The organism is Nonomuraea guangzhouensis (genome assembly GCF_019396345.1).
In the GTDB taxonomy this organism is placed as follows: Bacteria; Actinomycetota; Actinomycetes; order Streptosporangiales; family Streptosporangiaceae; genus Nonomuraea; species Nonomuraea guangzhouensis.
Window position 1 is genome coordinate 42,833 of record NZ_JAHKRM010000013.1, and the last position, 18,888, is coordinate 61,720.

At 70.8% G+C, this 18,888-nt stretch carries 23 protein-coding genes; 12 read left to right on the forward strand and 11 right to left on the reverse strand.

Features of this window, described 5'->3' with window-relative positions; genetic code table 11:
- The first annotated feature begins 25 nt into the window (after window positions 1–25).
- Window positions 26–478 carry a hypothetical protein gene (locus KME78_RS26415; RefSeq protein WP_219532043.1) on the forward strand — a complete coding sequence of 151 codons (453 nt, stop codon included), beginning with the start codon at window positions 26–28 and terminating at the stop codon, window positions 476–478.
- Here KME78_RS26415 and KME78_RS26420 read toward each other — a convergent pair.
- The 4 genes from KME78_RS26420 to KME78_RS26435 form a co-directional block, all read right to left on the reverse strand.
- Entirely contained in the window at window positions 465–1,226 is a 762-nt protein-coding gene (locus KME78_RS26420; protein ID WP_219532044.1) for a hypothetical protein, read from the reverse strand. The genes KME78_RS26415 and KME78_RS26420 overlap by 14 nt on opposite strands.
- Before the next feature lie 2 nt (window positions 1,227–1,228).
- Window positions 1,229–1,723 carry a hypothetical protein gene (locus KME78_RS26425; protein ID WP_219532045.1) on the reverse strand — a complete coding sequence of 165 codons (495 nt, stop codon included), beginning with the start codon at window positions 1,721–1,723 and terminating at the stop codon, window positions 1,229–1,231.
- Window positions 1,724–1,788: 65 nt separating this feature from the next.
- Complete coding sequence (gene nhaA, locus KME78_RS26430) at window positions 1,789–3,585, reverse strand: Na+/H+ antiporter NhaA (RefSeq protein WP_219532046.1); 1,797 nt, start codon at window positions 3,583–3,585, stop codon at window positions 1,789–1,791.
- 187 nt (window positions 3,586–3,772) lie between these two features.
- On the reverse strand, window positions 3,773–4,744 hold the full coding sequence (locus KME78_RS26435) for a hypothetical protein (RefSeq protein WP_219532047.1): 972 nt from the start codon (window positions 4,742–4,744) through the stop codon (window positions 3,773–3,775).
- Window positions 4,745–4,890: 146 nt separating this feature from the next.
- Here KME78_RS26435 and KME78_RS26440 point away from each other — a divergent pair, with 146 nt between their 5' ends.
- Window positions 4,891–5,514, forward strand: coding sequence for a TetR/AcrR family transcriptional regulator C-terminal domain-containing protein (locus tag KME78_RS26440; RefSeq protein WP_246651915.1), 624 nt, complete (start codon window positions 4,891–4,893; stop codon window positions 5,512–5,514).
- Window positions 5,515–5,549: 35 nt separating this feature from the next.
- On the opposite strand, the gene KME78_RS26445 is transcribed toward KME78_RS26440, so the two are convergent.
- The 4 genes from KME78_RS26445 to KME78_RS26460 form a co-directional block, all read right to left on the reverse strand.
- The gene (locus tag KME78_RS26445) at window positions 5,550–7,049 is read right to left on the reverse strand and encodes a M28 family metallopeptidase (protein WP_219532049.1); all 1,500 of its coding nucleotides are present in this window, start codon (window positions 7,047–7,049) and stop codon (window positions 5,550–5,552) included.
- Window positions 7,050–7,210: 161 nt separating this feature from the next.
- Window positions 7,211–8,236 carry a lytic polysaccharide monooxygenase auxiliary activity family 9 protein gene (locus tag KME78_RS26450; protein WP_219532050.1) on the reverse strand — a complete coding sequence of 342 codons (1,026 nt, stop codon included), beginning with the start codon at window positions 8,234–8,236 and terminating at the stop codon, window positions 7,211–7,213.
- 41 nt (window positions 8,237–8,277) lie between these two features.
- Window positions 8,278–9,579: a sensor histidine kinase gene (locus KME78_RS26455; RefSeq protein WP_219532051.1), complete on the reverse strand. Its 1,302-nt coding sequence runs from the start codon at window positions 9,577–9,579 to the stop codon at window positions 8,278–8,280.
- Window positions 9,576–10,253 (reverse strand): response regulator transcription factor, encoded by a 678-nt coding sequence (locus KME78_RS26460; RefSeq protein ID WP_219532052.1) that lies wholly within the window; start codon window positions 10,251–10,253, stop codon window positions 9,576–9,578. Before KME78_RS26460 ends, KME78_RS26455 begins: the two co-directional genes overlap by 4 nt.
- 72 nt (window positions 10,254–10,325) lie before the next feature.
- On the opposite strand from KME78_RS26460, the gene KME78_RS26465 reads away from it, so the two are divergent.
- Entirely contained in the window at window positions 10,326–10,790 is a 465-nt protein-coding gene (locus tag KME78_RS26465) for a hypothetical protein (protein WP_219532053.1), read from the forward strand.
- A gap of 85 nt (window positions 10,791–10,875) precedes the next feature.
- Window positions 10,876–11,256, forward strand: a complete 381-nt coding sequence (locus tag KME78_RS26470; protein WP_219532054.1) for a hypothetical protein — start codon at window positions 10,876–10,878, stop codon at window positions 11,254–11,256.
- Here the strand turns inward: KME78_RS26470 and KME78_RS26475 are convergent.
- Together KME78_RS26475 and KME78_RS26480 are read right to left on the reverse strand one after the other, a co-directional pair.
- Window positions 11,232–11,726 (reverse strand): 2-thiouracil desulfurase family protein, encoded by a 495-nt coding sequence (locus tag KME78_RS26475; protein ID WP_219532055.1) that lies wholly within the window; start codon window positions 11,724–11,726, stop codon window positions 11,232–11,234. The two genes, KME78_RS26470 and KME78_RS26475, sit on opposite strands and share 25 nt — an antisense overlap.
- On the reverse strand, window positions 11,696–13,051 hold the full coding sequence (locus tag KME78_RS26480; protein WP_219532056.1) for a DHA2 family efflux MFS transporter permease subunit: 1,356 nt from the start codon (window positions 13,049–13,051) through the stop codon (window positions 11,696–11,698). The genes KME78_RS26475 and KME78_RS26480 overlap by 31 nt, the downstream gene beginning before the upstream one ends.
- A gap of 54 nt (window positions 13,052–13,105) precedes the next feature.
- Between KME78_RS26480 and KME78_RS26485 the strand changes: the two genes are divergently transcribed.
- The 6 genes from KME78_RS26485 (at window position 13,106) to KME78_RS26510 (ending at window position 17,416) form a co-directional block, all read left to right on the forward strand.
- The gene (locus tag KME78_RS26485) at window positions 13,106–13,795 is read left to right on the forward strand and encodes a TetR/AcrR family transcriptional regulator (protein ID WP_219532057.1); all 690 of its coding nucleotides are present in this window, start codon (window positions 13,106–13,108) and stop codon (window positions 13,793–13,795) included.
- A gap of 10 nt (window positions 13,796–13,805) precedes the next feature.
- Window positions 13,806–14,168 carry a hypothetical protein gene (locus KME78_RS26490; protein ID WP_219532058.1) on the forward strand — a complete coding sequence of 121 codons (363 nt, stop codon included), beginning with the start codon at window positions 13,806–13,808 and terminating at the stop codon, window positions 14,166–14,168.
- Window positions 14,165–14,545 carry a hypothetical protein gene (locus tag KME78_RS26495; RefSeq protein ID WP_219532059.1) on the forward strand — a complete coding sequence of 127 codons (381 nt, stop codon included), beginning with the start codon at window positions 14,165–14,167 and terminating at the stop codon, window positions 14,543–14,545. Before KME78_RS26490 ends, KME78_RS26495 begins: the two co-directional genes overlap by 4 nt.
- Window positions 14,546–14,576: 31 nt before the next feature.
- Window positions 14,577–15,218, forward strand: a complete 642-nt coding sequence (locus tag KME78_RS26500; RefSeq protein ID WP_219532060.1) for an SRPBCC family protein — start codon at window positions 14,577–14,579, stop codon at window positions 15,216–15,218.
- A gap of 126 nt (window positions 15,219–15,344) precedes the next feature.
- Complete coding sequence (locus KME78_RS26505; RefSeq protein WP_219532061.1) at window positions 15,345–16,595, forward strand: CynX/NimT family MFS transporter; 1,251 nt, start codon at window positions 15,345–15,347, stop codon at window positions 16,593–16,595.
- Window positions 16,592–17,416, forward strand: coding sequence for an alanyl-tRNA editing protein (locus tag KME78_RS26510; protein ID WP_219532062.1), 825 nt, complete (start codon window positions 16,592–16,594; stop codon window positions 17,414–17,416). Before KME78_RS26505 ends, KME78_RS26510 begins: the two co-directional genes overlap by 4 nt.
- Here the strand turns inward: KME78_RS26510 and KME78_RS26515 are convergent.
- Window positions 17,406–18,149 (reverse strand): dienelactone hydrolase family protein, encoded by a 744-nt coding sequence (locus tag KME78_RS26515; RefSeq protein ID WP_219532063.1) that lies wholly within the window; start codon window positions 18,147–18,149, stop codon window positions 17,406–17,408. The two genes, KME78_RS26510 and KME78_RS26515, sit on opposite strands and share 11 nt — an antisense overlap.
- A 49-nt stretch (window positions 18,150–18,198) precedes the next feature.
- On the opposite strand from KME78_RS26515, the gene KME78_RS26520 reads away from it, so the two are divergent.
- Together KME78_RS26520 and KME78_RS26525 are read left to right on the forward strand one after the other, a co-directional pair.
- Window positions 18,199–18,618, forward strand: a complete 420-nt coding sequence (locus KME78_RS26520) for a MarR family winged helix-turn-helix transcriptional regulator (RefSeq protein ID WP_219532064.1) — start codon at window positions 18,199–18,201, stop codon at window positions 18,616–18,618.
- Window positions 18,619–18,671: 53 nt separating this feature from the next.
- A complete protein-coding gene (locus KME78_RS26525; protein ID WP_219532065.1) occupies window positions 18,672–18,887 on the forward strand; it encodes a helix-turn-helix domain-containing protein in 216 nt (71 codons plus the stop codon).
- Window position 18,888: the final 1 nt, after the last annotated feature.

An 18,888-nucleotide genomic window follows, 5' to 3' on the forward strand; every position in this document is an offset into this window, starting at 1 on the left:
GTGACCCTGGTTTACGTTCAGCCGCATGAACGACTTCGACTTCTTCGCCGGCTCCTGGAACGTCATCAACCGCAGGCTCGTCAAGCCGCTGACGGGCAGCGATGAGTGGGACGAGTTCCCCGGCACCAGCGTGGCCAGCCGCCACTTCGACGGCGCGGCGAGCTTCGACGAGATCAAGTGTCCGAGCAGGGGCTTCACCGGGCTGACCATCCGGATCTTCAACCCCGCGACCGAGCAGTGGTCCATCTATTGGGCGAGCACCACAAGGGGCACGCTCGACCCGACGCCCATGGTCGGCCGCTTCGACGGTGACCGGGGCGAGTTCTACGGCGAAGAGCAGCACGAGGGCGCGTCGGTACGCTGCCGGTTCATCTGGACCGTGCACGGCCCGGACGCCTGCCGGTGGGAGCAGGCGTTCTCGGCGGACGGCGAGCAGACCTGGGAGACGAACTGGACCATGGACTTCACGCGGGCGTGACGCTGTCCAGGACGTCGTCGAGGGCGCGGCGGGCGGCGTCGCCGTCGGGCACCGTGCTGCCGTACACGTACGAGAGGCCGCCGTCGCCGGTGTGCACCGCCACGATGCGGACATAAGCCGGATCCTTGGTGGCGCTCTTGAACACCACCCGGAACGACGCCGTGGCCGCCGGCCGACCGCCGACCTCCAGCGCCCGAGTACGCAGCCCGTCCCGGCTGCCCATGTCGGGCAGCAGCCGCCGGGCCGTGTCCAGCGCCACGGTGTCGGCCGTGGCCTGCAACTGCTCGGAGGTGGCGGCGCCGCCGATGCCGCCCTGCTGCTGCGGGAAGGCGACCACGACCGCGCCGCCCGCCGAGATGCCCGAGGTGTACGACGGCCGGTCGGCCTGCTTCCAGCCCGCCGGGATCAGGTAGGACACCTGGGCCTTGGTGTCGGTGATCCGCGCGGGCGCCTGAGAGCCCGGTTTGGCGGGCGGCTCGGCGGTGCTCCTGCTCCATAAGAGGGCCGCCACGGCCACCGCGGCCACCAGAACCGCGATCCCGCCGACCACGATCACCCACCACCAGCTCGACTTCGGCGGCTTGGCCTCGTACTGGGGGACGTCGGGGAGCATGTCGGGCGTGTACGGCAGGCGCTGGGTGGAAGGGGAGTGACCGGGGTCTTGGGATGGCGGCCCGGGTTGTGGCCAGCGGTGCCTGATGGTCCGGTTGGGGTCGGGGCCGGGTGGGTCCGGCTGCTCTCCAGCCATGATCAGCCCTGCGGATTCTGCCAGCCCGGCTGGTTAGGGTCCTGCCAGCCCGGCTGCGGGGACGGGGACGGCTGGGGCGGGGACTGCGGCTGCCACTCGGCCGGTGCCTGAGGCTGCTGCTGCTGCCAGCCGCCGTACGGCTGCTGGGGCTGCTGCCAGCCCTGTGCCTGCGGCTGTTGCACCGGGGTGCGGCGGGCGATCACAGCGAAGATCAGCAATCCCAACCCGACGGCGTTGAAGAGCATGCCGATCAGGTCGATCACGAACACCACCGGGCCGAACGCGTCCGCGCCGAGTGCCCCGACCAGGCTCGATATCGTGAAGATGCGTACGATGCTGTACACCTCGCCGAGCAGGAGCACGACGCAGCCGAACAGCCCCAAGGTGGCCGCCCGGCCGTGCTCCGCCTTCGCCCTGATCATCAGCACGACGCCCACGACCAGCAGGGCGCTCATCCCCAGCGCGAGGATGACGTACAACACTTGCGAGAGTGACATGTTCTCGTCTTTCAGCTCTGTCAAGCAGGTCTTCCGCTTTCGCGGAATATGTTCGACACGCGACGTTACGTGGATTGGCGCGCGCTTTCCACTGCCTTGGTGATCGAGCGGAGATCCATGTCGCCTTGGTAGCGGACGCCGTTCAGGAACAGCGTGGGCGTTCCGCGGACCCCGCTCGCGCGGCCCGACTCCTCGTCCCGGGTGATCGGCGCCGACTGCCCGGGTATGTCGGACCACGGCTCGACGTCCAGTTCGTCGGCGTAGCGGGCCAGGTCGGTGTCGGTCAGGAAGCGCTGGTTGTCGTAGAGGGTGTCGTGCATCTCCCAGAACCGGCCCTCCTTCGCCGCGGCCTCGGCGAGCAGCGCGGCGGGGAACGCCCGAGGGTGGATGGTGCGGAGCGGGAAGTGCCGGAAGACCAGCCGCACGTCGCTGTTCTTTCGCAGGAGCTCGTCCAGGATCGGATGGAGACGTCCGCAGTAGGGGCACTCGAAGTCGCCGTACTCCACGATCGTCACCGGCGCGTCCGCAGGTCCCCGTACGTGGTCGTCCGGTCCCACGGGCTCGGCCAGCAGCTCGGGCAGCTCCTCCTCGGGCTCCGCGTCGGGCGGGGCGCACACCCCGCCCCGGTCCCAGGCCAGCCGGAAGATCACCCCACCCAGCAGCGCCGCCAGCAGCGATCCGGACAGGATGCCGATCTTCGCCTGGCTCTGCACCGACGGGTCGTCGAAGGCCAGGTCCACGATGAACAGCGCCACCGTGAACCCGATGCCGGACACCGCCGCCCCGCCCAGCAACTGCCCCCACACGAGGTTCCCGGGCAGGATCCCCCAGCCGAACTTCAGCGGCAGCCAGGTGCCCAGCGAGATGCCGACGAACTTCCCCAGCAGCAGCCCGGCCGCCACCCCGAGCGTGATGGGCGACGTCATGGCCGTGCGCAGCGCTTCACCGTCGAACCGGACCCCCGCGTTGGCCAGCGCGAAGACCGGCACGATCACGTAGCTGCTCCACGGGTGGAGCAGGAGCTGCAGCCGCTCGTTCACGGACACGGCCCGCCGCAGCGTACGCGTCGCCTCCCTGGCCGCCTCCGCGCTCGGGTCATTGGTGAACACGTGCACGGCCTCATCGGCGCGCAGCAACTTGGTGTCGGTGGGCGCGTACACGAACACCAGGATGCCCAGCGCGATGCCGATCAGCGTCGGATGCACGCCGCTCTCCAGCGTGGCCACCCACAGCGCGAACCCGAGCACGATGTACGCGGGCGGCCGCCAGATCCGCAGCCACCGCAGCGTCATGATCGCCGCCAGCAGCGCCGCCGCGACCACCAGCGAGACGACGGCCAGGCTCTCGGTATAGAAGATCGCGATGATGATGATCGCCAGCACGTCGTCGACGATCGCCAGCGTCAGCAGGAACACCCGCAACGGCTCCGGGCAGCGTGCCCCCACGATGGCGAGCATGCCCAGCACGAACGCGGTGTCGGTGGCGATCGGCACTCCCCACCCACCGGCCCCGGGCCCACCAGCGTTCAGGGCCAGGTAGACGGCGGCGGGCACCATCATCCCGCCCAGCGCCGCCACGGCCGGCACGCCGATCAGCCGCCGATCCCGCAACTGCCCGAGCCGGGCCTCGTACGAGATCTCCAGGCCGATGACGAAGAAGAAGACGGTCATGAGGCCGTCGTTGACCCAGTGGCGCAGGTCGAGGTCGAAGGAGGCGCTGCCGAACGACAGGCCCATGGTGGTCTGCCAGAAGGATTCGTAGGTGTCGCCCCAGGGCGAGTTGGCCCACAGCAGGGCGAGCAGGGTCGCACCCAGCAGCACGCTGGTGCTGCCCGTTTCGGTCTTGAAGAACGCCCGCAACATGGTCCGACCCCCGAAGCCCGATCATAGGCTCCATGGCCGACTCGGGTCTCTATCGGGACAAACAGGACCGCTGATGGCCCCTGCCTCCGCCGCTCCACCGCGCTTCAGGCGGTGGAGCGGCGAGCCGTTGGTTCGAGCGTTTCCGGTGAGGGGCTGCTCGGGACGGGATCGCGCCGCTACCGGATGCTCATGAATTCGGGGTGGGTGTGGGGGTGGGGGTCGGGGTTTCCGAGACCGAGGTCGACGGGTCGGGGGTCGGGGTGTCTGTCGGGGTCTCTGTCGGGGTCACGGTCGGGGTCACGGTCTCTGTGGGGGTGGGGCAGACGGCCGGGGTTCGCCACTTCGGCTGGCCTGTCCACCACTGCTTCGGCGGCCACCAGTCGCGGTTGCGCCAGGAGATCTTGGTAGGCCGCGACAGATCGAAGACGTAAGCGGCCGTGCCCGCCGTCTCGCCGGTGCCGGCCGTGGGCGTGGGGGCGAAGGTTTCGGTGGGGGTTTCGGTGGGGGTTTCGGTGGGGGTGAGGGTGGGGGTGACGGATTCAGTAGGGGTAGTGGTGGTGGTTTCGGTGGGAGTAGCGGTAAGGGTTTCGGTGGCGGTGGGGGTCGGGGTATCGGTGGGAGTTGTGGCGGCGGCTGTGGTGGCGGTCACCGACACCCAGTCGCCTACCTTGACCGCGCTGGTGCCGCGGCGTCCCGCGATCGTCCGGGTGGACTCGTCGATCGCGTACACCTTCTCGAAGCCGTCCTGGCTCTTCACGGTGATCGAGTCCTCGGCGACCGCGGTCGCCTGCCCGGTCTGAGCGAGCAGCGTGATGACGCCGCAGCCGTCCTTGCCCGCCACCGCGAACTCGCCGTGCATAGCGCCGACGAAGCCCCACGGGCTGATCGGCGGTAGTTCGGGTGCGGTGGGTGACGGCGTCTCTGTGGGCGTCTCGGTCGGTGTCTCCGTGGGTGTCTCGCTGATCGTCGCCGTGGGAGTCGGCGACTCCGTCGGTGTCGTCGCCGTTCCCGACGCCGCCGCGGCGGACACTCCGATCCCGCCCGTCGCCGCCAGCGCGATGGTCGCGGTGATGATCAGCGATCGTGGGACGCGCCTGCGTGGCTCGTCTGGTGCGATCGATAGTTCCTCGTGTGGTTGGTCAGAACTCGTTGGCGTCACTATGTCCTCCAGCTGAGTTGCTCCGATTCAATCCCTGTCGATCTAAAACGGGAGTAAACCGGACGACTGTCGCACCCGAGGCTCGCTGCCCTCCTGCACCGCTTGAAACCGGCTGTTTGCGAGACTGGCAATCGATGGACAGCGGCATGCGGCCCCGGTTGAGCCGCGAGACGATGATCGAGACGGCGTTGCGGCTGCTCGACGAGGTCGGGCTGGAAGGGCTGACGGTGCGCCGGCTCGCCGCCGAGTTCGGCGTCCAGTCTCCGGCGCTCTACTGGCATGTCCGTACCAAACAGCAGCTACTCGACGGGATGGCCGACGCGATCATCCTGGGCGCCGGGACGGGGCCGCCGCGTGACGGCGAGTCCTGGCAGGAGTGGCTCGGCCGCCGCGCCCGCGCCTACCGCGACTCGCTGCTCGCCCATCGCGACGGCGCCCGGATCGTGTGCACGGCGGCTCAGCCCAGCCCGGCGACGGTCCGGATGTTCGAGCAGGAGGTGGCCGGCATGGTGGGCCGCGGGTTCACTCCGGTGCTGGCGCTGCGGACGATCACCAGCGTCGCCCACTATGTCAACGGGTTCGCCCTCCAGGCACAGGGCGGGCGATCTTCGGCTGCACCGGCGGACCTGCTCGACGGCGGGATGTCGGCCCCGCTGGCCGCGGCCCTGGCGGAGGGCGGTGATCCCTTCGGTGAGGAAGCCTTCGAACACGGCCTGCGCGCACTCATCGACGGCACGGCCGTGGCCCTGCACGACGCTGGAAAGCAATGAGCCCGGGCCCCGCGCGGCCCGGGCTCATTGGGTCATTACCGGGTGATCTTGACGTCGTCCACGCCCGCCTCGACCAGGCTCGCCCCTGACGCGTCGGCGGCCTCGATCAGGATGCGGACGCTCTGCCCGGCGAAGGCGGAGATGTCGGCGTTGGCCGTGCTCCAGGCTCCGTCACGGTTGCTCGCGGCCCCCAACTGCTGGAACACCGTGCTGGTAGTGTTCCCCACCACTCTGACGCGGAAGAAGTCGGCGGTGGAGGCGTTGCTGCCGTGCGCGAGATACCACGAGAGCGACAGCCTGAGCGTCCCGGACGGCAGGGTGATCGGCGGCGACTGGATCGAGGTGGTGCCGCCGTCCAGGTCGTTCTCGCCCGCGCTGGCTCCGGCCAGCCTGCCGGTGACCAGGTCGTTCGTGCCGCTCACCGTGGTGCCGAGCTGCTTGGCGCCGCTGGACGTCGTCGCCTCCGGGTCGCCGCGCTCCCACTGGCCGGTGGTCGCGGTGTCGGTGCCGCCGGCGTTGGTGACCCAGCCGGTGGCGGTCTCGAACGTGTCCGACCAGACGGTCACGGGCGGCGTGGCGGTGGCGATGGTCCAGACGGAGTAGGCGATGGCGTCGGCGTTGCGGTCGAGCGCGGTGTCGTTGATGTTGGCGGTCGTGTCGCAGGACCGGTGGTAGCAGGAGTCGAACGCCTGGCCCGCCGTACCGCCCCAGAGCTGCGCCTGCGCGCTCGACTTGATCCCCTCCGCGCCCGTGAACGTGCCGCCCGCCGCGATGCCGACGGCGATGAACGGGCCGTAGTCGGAGCGGCCGTCGAAGTCGGTGCCGCGGGTCGGGACGCCGATGGAGGAGAAGTACGCCGCCAGGGTCTGCTCCAGCTGCGCCGACCCGGCCGGGCCCGGCCCGGAGCCGGTGCCGTCGGAGTTGTCGCCGTCATAGAGGAAGTAGCCGGGGTTGGGGGAGCCGACCATGTCGAAGTTCAGGTACGCCTTGATCTTGGCGCGTTCGGTGGCGGGCAGGTTGTTCACGTAGAACTGTGAGCCGCGCAGGCCCAGCTCCTCGGCGCCCCACCAGGCGAAGCGCAGGTGCTTCGTGGGCTGCAGCGCCTGGCGTGAGACCTCCAGCGCGACCTCCAGGATCGACGCCGAGCCCGAGCCGTTGTCGTTGATGCCGGGGCCGGCGGTGACGCTGTCGAGGTGGGAGCCGGTCATGAGGATGTCGTTGGGGTCGCCGCCCGGCCAGTCGGCGATCACGTTGTAGCCGGTAGCGCCGTTGTAGGTGAAGGATTGCAGCGTCGTGGTGTACCCGGCGGCGTCGAGCTGGCCCTTGACGTAGTTGGCCGAGGCCAGGTAGCCGGGCCGGCCGTGCGCGCGGGTGCCGCCGTTGTTGGTGGCGATCGTCTGCAGCTGGGCCAGGTGGGCCTTGACGTTGGTGAGGGAGATGTTCGGTGGAGCGGCCGCGACGGCCGCCGGCGCGGGCGCGCTGAGCGCCAGGGGTAAGGCCAGGGCGAGAGCGCCTAATGCTGCGAGGAGCTTCATCGGGTGCCTCCGTGGGGGGTGGACAGAGGGAGATCGCTTGGTAGATCCCGGTCTGGGATGTTGGGCAAGCGCGGACAGCCCCGTAAACAGCCGCGCTGCCTGAAGGTAACCAGCGGACCTCATCCTGAGAAGACCCATTTGTCACAGTTGTTGAGATGTGGTCAGGCGCGCACGGTGAGGACGGCGCGGGCCTGGCCGCCGTTCTGGCAGTAGACGACCACCGCGTACGTGCCTGCTCGGACGGCCTTGAACGACGGCGTCCAGGCGACGGCGGACACCGGGGCCACCGCCCGGCGCGGGCTGAGGGCTCCGGAGGCCACGCCGCGGACCGTGGACCCGCCGCACACCGCCGTGACCGTCACTCGCCGGCCCACCTGGACCGAGGCGGGGCTGACTCCGGCGCCCGCGTTGATCGACGACACGGTGATGCCGCCGGGCTGCTGCGCCGGGGGAGCGCCCGTCGGGGTGGCCGTGGGCTTGGTCGTGGGCGTCGCGGTGGCGGTCGGCTTGGTCGTGGGCGCTGTGGTCGGGGTGTTCGGGGTGGTCGTGCCGCCGCCGAAGGTCACGTCTGAGCAGGAGTAGAACGCCTCGGGGCTGTCGCTGCGCTGCCAGATGGCGTAGATGAGGTGGCGGCCCTGCTTGGCGGGGAGCTTGCCCTGGAGGGTGTAGGCGCCGTCCGTCAGCGCGGGGTCCCGCTGGGTGAGGAACGGCTTCGACTCCAGGTCCGACCACTTGAGCGGCTTCGTCGGGTCATAGCCGTCCTTGGTGACGTACAGGTCGAAGGAGCCCTTGTGCGGAGCGGTGGCCCGATAGCGGAAGGTGAACGACGCGCCACTCGCCATGCCGGTGGCCGGCCAGTCGGCGCGTGCCTGGTCGAAGCCTCGGTACTTGTCGCGGCCCGCGCTGCACAGCTTGCCGTCCGGGATGATCTCGCGGTGCCGGCCCGCGGCGTTCGCCAGGTTGACCTCGTTCCAGTCGTAGAGCGGCTGGGTGCCGCCGATCTCCACGGCCTTCTTGCAGGCCGCGGACTTGGGGCTCTCCGGGTTCTCGCTGAAGCAGACCATGGTGCGGCTGGGCGGGTTGTTCATGGTGCCGTGGGCGTCGGCGACGCCGGGCGCGACGGTCAGGACGAACAGCGTGGGCGCGGTCAGGACGGCGGCGGCGATGGCCTTGCGGGTGATCTGCATGCAGATCACGTTGAAGCATGAAAAAGGGCGAAAAAGCCTCTTTAAACCGCTCTTAAGGTTGGCTTAGGCGGCTTTTCAGTACGGCGGATCCAGACCTGCACCTGGGCCCCGCCCAGCGACGAGCGGTCCAGCCGGAGCGACCCGCCGGACGACTCCGCCAGCCGGCGGGCGATGTCGAGGCCGAGCCCGGTCGAGCCGGCGCCGCTGGTGCCCCGCTCCAGCGCCGCCTCCGGATCGGCGATGCCGGGACCGGCGTCGGAGATCAGGATGCCGACCGTGTCCTTGCCCTCATGCAGGGACACGCTGAACGCGGTGCCCTCGGCCGTGTGCCGGAACACGTTGCCGAGCAGCGCGTCCACCGCCGCCGTCAGCTCGGCCGCGGGCACCGGCACCCGTACCGGCAGCGTGGCGCCGATGAGCTGCCACGGCCGCTGCTGGTCCTCCGCCAGCGCCGACCAGAACGTCAGCCGGTCGCGCAGCACCTGCGCCGCGTCGCAGGCCCGGTCGGCGCGCGACGGCCGCCTGGCCGCGGAGATGATCGTGTCCACCTCGCCCTCCAGCCGGGCCAGCGCCTGCCTGCTCGGCTCGGCCTGCGTGCCGAGCTGGTCGAGGCTGAGCCGGAGCGCGGTGAGTGGCGTACGCAACCGGTGGGACAGGTCGGCGGCCAGCTCGCGTTCGGCGGCGAGCAGATGCGTGACCTGGTTGGCCATGGCGTTGAACGCCGTGGCCGCCGCGACCAGCTCCGGCGGTCCCTCGGGATGGATGCGCTCCCTCAGGTCGCCCGCGCCCAGCGCGGTGGCCGCCGAGCCGAGCCGGCGGGCCGAGCGGACCACGCGGGCGCCCAGCCGGTCGCCGACCAGTACCGAGCCGAGCACGAGCACCACGGCCACGCCGGTCAGCACCGCCCAGGACGTGCCGACCCCGCGGTTCAGGTCGTCGGCCGGCACGAACACCTCGATCACCGCGCCCCGGTCGCCGTCCAGCGCCACCGGCCGGAGCAGCACCTGGCCCGCCGGCAGCTCGACGGTGCCGGCCCTGGTCTGCGCCGCCGCCCGCGCCACGTCGGCGGCCGGGGCGCGGGACGTGCCCGCGGTCGGGCCGCCCTTGACGTGGATGGCGAGCAGGCCGCGCCGGCCCGCGTCGGTGCGGGCCATCGCGTGCGCGAGGTCCTCCGTCCTGGTCGTCAGCGCCAGCACGGGGACCAGCGCCGACGCCTGGCGCTCCGCGCCGGCCACCGCCTTGCTCCGCGCGGTCTCCTTGACGATCAGGCCGAGCGGCACCAGGAAGGCCAGCGCCACCATCGAGGTGACGGCGACCATCAGTACGGCCAGGGCCCGCCTCATCGGGGTGCGGACAGCATGACGCCGACACCTCGGACGGTATGCAGGTAGCGGGGGTTCGAGGCGCTTTCGCCAAGCTTGCGGCGCAACCACGACAGATGCACGTCGATGGTCTGGTCGTCCCCGTACGCCTGGTGCCAGACCTCGGTCAGCAGCTCCTTGCGGGTGACGACCCGGTCGGCCCGCGTGGCGAGGTAGGCGAGCAGATCGAACTCGCGCCTGGTCAGCGTGAGTGGCCCGCCGTCCAGCTCCGCCGCCCGCCGGTTGGCGTCGACGACCAGCCCGCCCACGCGCAGCACCTGCGGCGGTGGCGCGGACCTGGCCCGGCGGAGCACGGCGTCCAGCCGGGCGCCCAGATGCCCGCCGGAGAACGGCTTGACCAGGTAGTCGTCGGCGCCCGCCTCCAGCAGCCGGACGATCTCGGTCTCGTCGTCGCGGGCCGTGGCCACGATGACCGGTACGTCGGAGATGCCGCGCACCATCCTCAGCGCCTCCGAGCCATCGAGGTCGGGTAAGCCGAGGTCGAGGATGACGGCGTCCGGCGGGTGCTGCGAGATCTCCCGCAGCGCGTCCAGGGCGCAGCCCGCGCTGCGCACCGCGTGCTGCCGGCCGGTCAGCTCGCGGATGATCGCCGATCGGACGAATTCATCATCTTCGACTACAAGAACCGTCGCCATTCACCCCACCCATACATAATCCTTGTCATGCGTCGCGCCTTTAGATACGTCGTGATCTGGTGTGGAGCCACCGTGGTCGCGATCTCAGTGTCGTGGTTCGGGGTGCGCGGCGTCTTGCGTACCGAGTTCGTGGACGATGTCCAAGTTGAGCCGTTCGTGGCGCAGGCGGTCTCGGACGGCGACCGTACTCCCACCAGAACGCCCACACCCACGCCCACCCTCACCCCAACCCGCACCAAAACGCCCACCCCCAGGCCGATCCCAACCCGAGCCAAACCCACGGTGCGGAAGACGCCGACACCTGCGCCCACGAGGACCCCGAAGAACCTGCGGGTGGTGTCGGTGAAGGGTGGTGAGGTGGCGTTCACGCTGGGCCCCGAGGGCTGCCGGCTGGTGTCGGCCACGCCCAGGGGCGGCTACACGGCCAAGGTCGCCAGGAACACCGGCTGGATCAGGGTGGACCTGGTCAAGGGCGAGCACGGCTCGGGCGTGTGGTGCATCAGCGGCGAGCAGCGTACGGACACCTGGGAGTACTGATGATCGCCCACTACCGCGGACGGCGTAGCCGAGCCATCGACCTGGGGCCGATTCCGATCACCGCGCGAGGTGCCAGCGTAAGGGCATGGACGCACTGCGGAAAGCGCTGGGAGCCCTCTCGGTGGCCTATGCGCTGATCTTCTTCTGTGCGGCGCTGCTGCACACCGGGCTCACGCTCGGCCCGCTGCACGACGCCGTGATCGTACCGGCGGCGATCGTGGAGACGTTCTGCGGCGTGGTCCTGCTCATCGGCGCCCGCGGCGCGCTGACCGGACGGCCGTGGGCGTGGGACGGGCTGATCTACACGCACGCGGGGGCGCTGGCCGGGGTGCTGATGGGGATACTCGCGCTGGCGTTCGGGGCGGCCGAGACGACCGCGCTGAACACCTGGTATCACCGCACGATGGCGGCGCTGCTCATCGCGGGCCTGGTCGGCGCGCTCTACCGGTCGAGGCTGCGCAGGTAGGCGGCGGCCTCGGCGAGGTGGTCCTCGGTGAAGACGCGGATCCCGTTGAGCTCCAGCAGTGCCGCGGTGACGCCCTGACCGGGCGTGCGGCGGCCCTGGAAGGTGCCGTCATAGATGGTCAGCGCGCCGCACGAGGGGCTGCCCTCTTTCAGCACCGCCAGTCGTACGCCGAAGGACCGGGCGACGGCGAGCGCCGACTGCGCGCCCGACAGGAACTCGGCCGTGACGTCGGAACCGTCGGCGGTGAGCACGCGGGCCGCCCCCGACAGCACGGCCGCGCCGCTCACCCCGCCCTCGATCTCGGCGGCCGGGCGGGGGACCGGCAGCCCGCCCTCCACCTCGGGGCAGAACGGCACCAGGCGGCCCTCCTCGCGCCAGGTGGCGAGCAGCGCGTCGGCGCTGGTCTTGGCGCCGCCGTCATAGCGCACCCGCCGGCCCATCAGGCAGGCGCTGACGAGGACTCTTTCCATACTGACGATCCTATGAGCGCGATCGGCACCAGCGAGACGGCGGCCAGCGCGATCGCGCAGCCGAACGCGTAGGTGAACGGCTCCGCGACGCCCGCCCGGGTGAAGACCTGCAGCAGTACGGCCAGCAGCGCCACGCCGAACGACGACGCCAGCCGTATCGAGATGGTGCTCAGCGTCGAGGCGGCCGGCATGGCGGCCCGCTCGACCGTCTTGAACGCGGCGGCCGCCACGGACGGCGCGACCAGCCCGTGCCCGAGACCCAGCACGAACATCGGCACGAGCCCGCCGAACAGCATGAACCCCAGCACACCGAGCGTCGCCAGCACCACGCCCGCCGCCCCGACCCCGCGCGGCCCGCTCCGGTCGGTGAGCTTGCCGGCGATCGGCATGGTCAGGGCGGCGCCGGCGCCCATCGGCGCCAGCAGCAGCCCCGCGTCGAGCGCGTCGCCGCCCTGGGCGAGCTGGCTGTAGAGCGGGACGAGCACGGTCACGCCGAACAGCGCGGCCGAGTAGCAGATCAGCGCGGCCACCGCGGCGGCGAACGTCCGGTCGCCGAACAGCCGCAGGTCGAGCAGCCCGCCCGGAGTCCGTACCGCCCGCACCGCGAACACCGCCACCAGCGCGAGCCCGCACCACAGCGCCGGATGGGCGAGCGAGGCGCCGTTGCCCACCTCCGACAGGCCGAAGACCAGCGCGGCCAGGCCGGGGGAGAGCAGCGCCAGACCGAGCACGTCGAGGCGGCTGCCACCGCTCGGCGGCCCGCCGGGCAGCAGCTTGATCGCGGCGAGCAGGGCGATGACGCAGACGGGCAGGTTCACCAGGAACAGCCAGCGCCAGTCGAGGTTGCGCACGATCACGCCGCCGAGCAGGGGCCCGAGCACCGGGGCCAGCATCGCGGGCACCGAGATCATGGCCATGCCCCGGCCCATCCGGTCCTGGCCCGCGGCCTGGGCGATCATCGCCTGGCCGACCGGCATGAGCAGGCCGCCGCCCAGCCCCTGCACCGCGCGGAAGGCGATCAGCGCGCCCACCGACCAGGCCGCGGCGCTCAGGGCGGAGCCGCCGGCGAACAGCACCAGCGAGGTCAGCCAGACCGCCTTCGTCCCGAACCGGCCGACCGCCCAGCCGGTGACCGGGATCGACATGGACAGGGCCAGCAGGTAGCCGGTGATCACCCACTGCATGGTGGACAGCGTCGTGTGAAAGTCGTGGGCCAGGGCGTTGACCGCCACGTTCATGATCGTCGTGTCGAGAATCGTCATGATCACACCCAGCAGGACCACGAGGCCGGTCGTCTTGAGGGGATCTCGTACGCTGTATCGCATGGCGTACACCGTAGCACCATTCGTACGGTGTATCGGCTCGCTTAGACTGAGCCCGTGAGTTCCGTCTGGTCGCGGCCCGCGCCGCAGCGACGTCCCGCGCTGACCCGGGAGGCGATCGTGGCCGCCGCGATCGCGATCGCCGACGCCGAAGGGCTGGCGGCGGTCTCGATCCGGCGGGTGGCCACCGAGCTGGGCGCCCGCGCGATGACGCTCTACTCCTACATCGAGCGCAAGGAAGACCTGCTCGACCTGATGGCCGACGAGATCGCCGCCGAGGTGCTGGTCGACGAGCCACTGCCGGAGGACTGGCGCGCGGCGATCCTGACCATCGCCCGGCGCGAGCGGGAGGTCGTGCGCCGGCATCCGTGGCGGGTCGACCTGGTCGCCCAGCGCGTCTCCGTCGGGCCGAACGGCCTGCGCCATGTCGAGCAGTCGCTGGCCGCGCTCGACGGGCTGGAGGTGGACCAGCTGACCAAGTGGCGGATCCTGGCCACGGTCGACGACTACTCGCTGGGCTACATCATCCGCGAGTCGATGGAGCGCACCGCGCCCCGGACGATGGGCGTCAACGACGCCGAGCGGACCGCCATCGCCGAGCCGTACATGCGGGACCTGGTCGCGAGCGGTGCGTTCCCCCGGCTCGCGCCGCTGATCGAGGGCGGCGTGGCGGGCGCCGACGACACCTACGAGCGGGGGCTCAACTGGCTGCTGGACGGAATCGAGGGCGACCTACCCGGGCGATAGCCTTTTCCCGATGAACACCACCGTCGCCACGATCGTGATCGTCGGCTCGCTGCTGCTCGCGCTGGCGAGCCTGATCACCGCGATCCGCAACCGGCCCATGGGCATGGTCCTGCTCATCGGGTTCGCCGTGCTGGAGGTGGCGGTGCTGGTTCAGGCGGGCATCGTGATCGCCGCGGTCGTCGGCGGCCAGGGTCCGGCCACGAAGACCACGCTCTACGGCTACCTCGCCGGGCAGGCGGTCATCCCGCCGGCGGGGGTCTTCCTCGCGCTGGCCGAGCGGAGCCGGTGGGGGCCGGCGATCCTGGTCGTGGCCGGGTTCGCGATCGCGGTGATGACGGGCCGGCTGCTGCAGATCTGGCAGGGCCTCCCGTGACCGCGCCGTCCCTCGGCAGCGGGCCGGGCCGGGCGCTCGTCGCCGTCTACGGGCTTTTCGCGCTCGCCGCGGGCGCGCGGGCCACGGTGCAGATCATCACCCGGTTCGGGGAGGCGCCGCTGGCCTACTCGCTGTCGGCGTTCGCCGCGCTGGTCTACATCCTGCTCACCGTCGCGCTGATCCGTGGCGCGCGCACCCTCGCGCTGGCGGCGCTGGGCGTCGAGCTGGCGGGCGTGCTGCTCATCGGCACGGCCAGCGTCCTCGATCCGGCCGCCTTTCCCGAGGCGACCGTCTGGTCGGTTTACGGGAAGGGCTACCTGTTCATCCCGCTGGTCCTGCCGTTCGTCGGCCTCTACTGGCTGTTGCGCAGGCGTTAACCGATCGCGGGTCCGGGCAGGGGCCACCCCCATGAGCACGATCGAGCACTCAGTAGATGTCCAGGTCCCCGTCAGGGTGGCATACAACCAATGGACGCAGTTCGAGAGCTTCCCCGAGTTCATGGAGGGTGTCGAATCCGTCAAGCAGCTCAGCGACACGCGTACGGCGTGGGCGACCGAGATCGCGGGAGTGAAGCGGGAGTTCGAGGCCGAGATCACCGAGCAGCATCCGGACGAGCGGGTCGCCTGGCGGTCGACCGACCGTCCGCACCAGGCGGGTGTGGTGACCTTCCACCACCTCGACCCGAACACGACCAGGGTCACGCTCCAGATGGAGTACGACCCCGAGGGGTTCATCGAGACGGCCGGCGACTGGCTGCAGATCGTCCGCCTGCGCATCAGGAACGACATGGAACGCTTCAAGTCGTTCATCGAGTCGCGCGGCGGCGAGACCGGCGCCTGGCGCGGCGAGGTGCCAGGACCGCACCAGAGCGGCTCCGGCTACGAGCCCGGCGACCAGCCGGTGCCACCCGGGACCGGGGGCCAGATGCCGCCCGGCACCATCGGTGGTGGCGGCGAGTTTCCTGGGGGCGCCACGCTCCCGCCGCCCGGCCCGGTGCCCGGGCCGCCGCCTCCGCGTAACGAGCCGCCGCAGCCGCCGCCCGTTCTGTGATGGTTTGACGACAAGCCCCCCGAGTGTCTCGGGGGGTTTCGTCATGGTCTGGAATAAATGTGCGTTTCGGCCCTGTTAAGATGGCGATTCATCCCATGACTTGATGAGTGGAGGAAACGCCCCCGCATGAGTGTGCTCGCCCAAGAGACCAAAGGCAGATCCCTCGTCTGGCTCCTCGTGCTGGGTATCGTCCTCGCGGCGCTCAACCTGCGCACCGCCGTGACCAGCGTGGGCCCCCTACTGGACCAGCTCGCCGGTGCGCTCGGCATGTCGAGCGTCGGCACCGGCCTGCTCACCACGCTGCCGGTGCTGGCCTTCGCCACGGTCGGCGCGGTCACGCCCACGCTGGCCCGGCGCGTGGGCGAGCACCGGCTGCTGCTGCTCGCCCTCGTCACGCTCGGCACCGGCATGCTCGTGCGGTCGCTGGTCGACTCCGCGCCGGTGTTCCTGCTGAGCAGCGCGGTCGCGCTGTCCGGCGGAGCCGTCGGCAACGTGCTCATCCCGACGTTGATCAAGCGCCACTTCCCGGCCAGAACCGGGATCATGACCACCGTCTACACCGTCGCACTCGCCGTCGGCACCATGCTCGCCGCCGCGGCCACCGTGCCGATCGAGCGCGCGTCGGGTGACTGGCACATCGCGCTCGGCGTGTGGGCGGCCCTGGCTGCCGTGGCCGCCATTCCGTGGCTTGCGCTCCTGCGCAGTGAGCCGGAGCGGCACACCGGCCGGGGGGACGCGGGCATTCGCCGGCTTGCCCGGAGCAAGCTGGCCTGGATGGTCGCGCTCTACTTCGGCAGCCAGTCCATGATCGCGTACATCATGTTCGGCTGGCTCGCCACCATCCTCACCGAAGGCGGCTACACCACCGGCCAGGCCGGGCTGGTGCTCGGTGTGTTCACCGCGCTGAGCATCCCGGTCTCGATCCTGGTGCCCGTCATCGCCTCGCGCTTCGCCGACCAGCGGCCCGTCGTCGTCGGGCTCGTCACCTGCTACGCCGTCGGGTTCGCCGGGCTTTGGCTGGCGCCGATCTCGACGGCGGCGGTCTGGGTGACGTTCGTGGCGATCGGCATGGGGTCGTTCCCGCTGGCGCTGATGATGCTCGCGCTGCGCACCCGTACGCCGGAGGCCACCGCCGCGCTGTCGGCGTTCGGGCAGAGCGCCGGGTACCTGATCGCGGGTGCGGGGCCGCTGCTCGTGGGGGTGCTGCACCAGATGACCGGTGGGTGGACGCTGCCGTACGCGCTGATCTTCGCGGTGCTGGTCGTGCAGCTCTTCACCGGCCTGTACGCGGGGCGGAACCGCTACCTCGAGGACGAGTCCTCGTCGCTGGACGCCTCGCAGGACGACCAGCGCGTGCCTGCCACAATAGGCGGATGAATTCGACAGTCGTCACCTTCCCCGACGGTCATGTCAGTGGCCGTTCGGAGGTCGTCGGGGTCGTGCCGGCGGGGGGCCGGCACGGCCTCGTCGTCGCCGAAACCCCGTTCCATCCGCTTGATCACACCTGGCCGGACCAGCCGGCCGATCGCGGCACGATCGGTGGGCTGCCGGTGGCCGACTGCGTCACGGGGGCCCAGTCGGGCACCGGCGAGATCTTCCTCGGCTCCGACATCCCGGTACGCCGGGGCACCGAGGGCTGGGCCTGGCTGGTCGTCCACGTGACCGACACCCCGCTGCCGGTGGGGACCGAGGTGGCGCTGGAGGTGGACCCGGGCCATCGGGCGGCGCTGTCCGCCGGGCACACCGCCTGTCACCTGGCCGCGCTCGCGCTCAACGCCGCCCTGGCCGGGCACTGGCGCAAGCCGGTGGCGCCGGACGGGCTCGGCCACCCGGACTTCGACCAGAGCGCGATCACCTCGTCGCGGATCTCGCCCTTCGGCAGCGAGGATGTCTACCGCCTCGGCAAGTCCCTGCGTAAGAAGGGGTTCTCCGCCGACGGGCTGGAGCTCTCGCAGGTCACCGCGGAGGTGAACGACCGGCTCAAGGCGTGGGTCGCGGCCGACGCGGCGGTCTGGCTCGACGTGCCGGGGCCCGGGCTGACGGCCCGCCGTACGTGGCACTGCGCGCTGCCGGAGGGTGAGACGTCTATCCCGTGTGGTGGTACGCATGTTCGGCGTGCGGGGGAGTTGGGGGCCGTTACGGTCGTCCTGTCTCTGGAGGATGCCGCGCTGACCATGCGCACCACTACTACTGGTTGAGGGCCCTCAGGAAGGCCAGTACTCGCTTCCACGCGTCCGCGCAGGCCTCCTCGTGCTCGGCGGCGGTGGCGTCGAAGAAGCCGTGCGGGGCGCCCGGGTAGGTGATCAGCTCGTGCTCCACCCCCGCCTCCGTCAGCGCCTCACCGAACTCGCTCACCTGCTCACCCGTGATCCCGTGATCGGCGCCCCCGAACAGGCCCAGGATCGGCGCGCCCAGCTCGGCCGCGTGCTGGGTCGGCCCCGGGCCGTACGGGCCCGCGATGCCCGGCGCGCCGTAGAAGCCGATCACGCCCGCGAACCCGAAGCGCGGCGCCGACGCGAAGAACGCGTTGCGCCCGCCCATGCAGAACCCGAGCGCCACCGCCGGCCTGCCCAGCCGGTCGGCCGCGGCCATGATGTCGTCCTGGATCGTCTGCCTGCCGAGCTTGGAGACGTGCTCCATGATGGGGAAGCCCTCACCCCGCTCGTCGTCGGCGGCGGTCCTGCCGTAGTAGTCGATGGCGATGGCCGGGTGGCCCTGTTCGGCCAGGCGTAGGGCGAGCTGCTTGTAGAAGTCGTGCAGCCCGCGTACGTCGGGCAGGATGACCACGCCCGGCCCGCGGACGTCGTCGGGACGTGCCTCGTAGGCGGCGAACGCGGTGCCGTCGGCCGAGGTCACCTTGGTGTCGGAGGCCGTCGTGCCGGTGACGGGGGCGGCGTGGGCAGGTGGTTTCGCGTCATTGTCGTAGCACATGGTGCGGTGAAATTACCAAAGCCAGATTGATAAAGCTAGACTTGTCTTCGTGCTCGCGAAAGATCTGCGGCTCGCGGTCGGGCGGTTGGCCCGGCGTATCCGCCAGCTGTACACGAATGCCTCAGGCGATGACATTTCCTTCACCGAGCTCGCGGTCCTGTCGCGACTGGAGCGGGAAGGGCCGCACACCTCGGCCCAGCTGGCCAACCTGGAGAAGGTGACCGCTCAGGCGATCGGCACGGTGCTGGGTGGATTGCATCGCCGCGGCATGGTGTCGCGCGGGCCTGATCCGGTCGATGGGCGGCGGGTCATCACGGTGATCACGGATGCGGGGCGTGGCGCGCTGGACAGTCGGGAACAGGTCATCACTGAACAGCTGGCCGCGGCTGTCGACTCGCTCACCGAGGAGGAACGGTCTCGGTTGGCCGCCGCTCTGCCCATCCTGGTCGCGCTGGCGGAACGCCTCTGATGCTCTGTCAGCATCTGCTGACAAGCGGCTGCTTGTCAGCGTATGCTGACGCCATGAAGGTCAACGAGCTGGCCGACGCGGCCACTGATCGCGACCCCGGCGTGGGCCTCGCAGCCGTCGCCGCGCTGCGGGCTCTGCTGGAGGAGCTTGAGGCCACGCACGTGTCCAACGCCCGGGACCAGGGGTGGTCCTGGGAGCAGATCGCCGACGCCCTCGGGGTCAGGCGGCAGTCCGCCCACCGCAAGCACGCCCGCAGGATCGGAAGGTAAC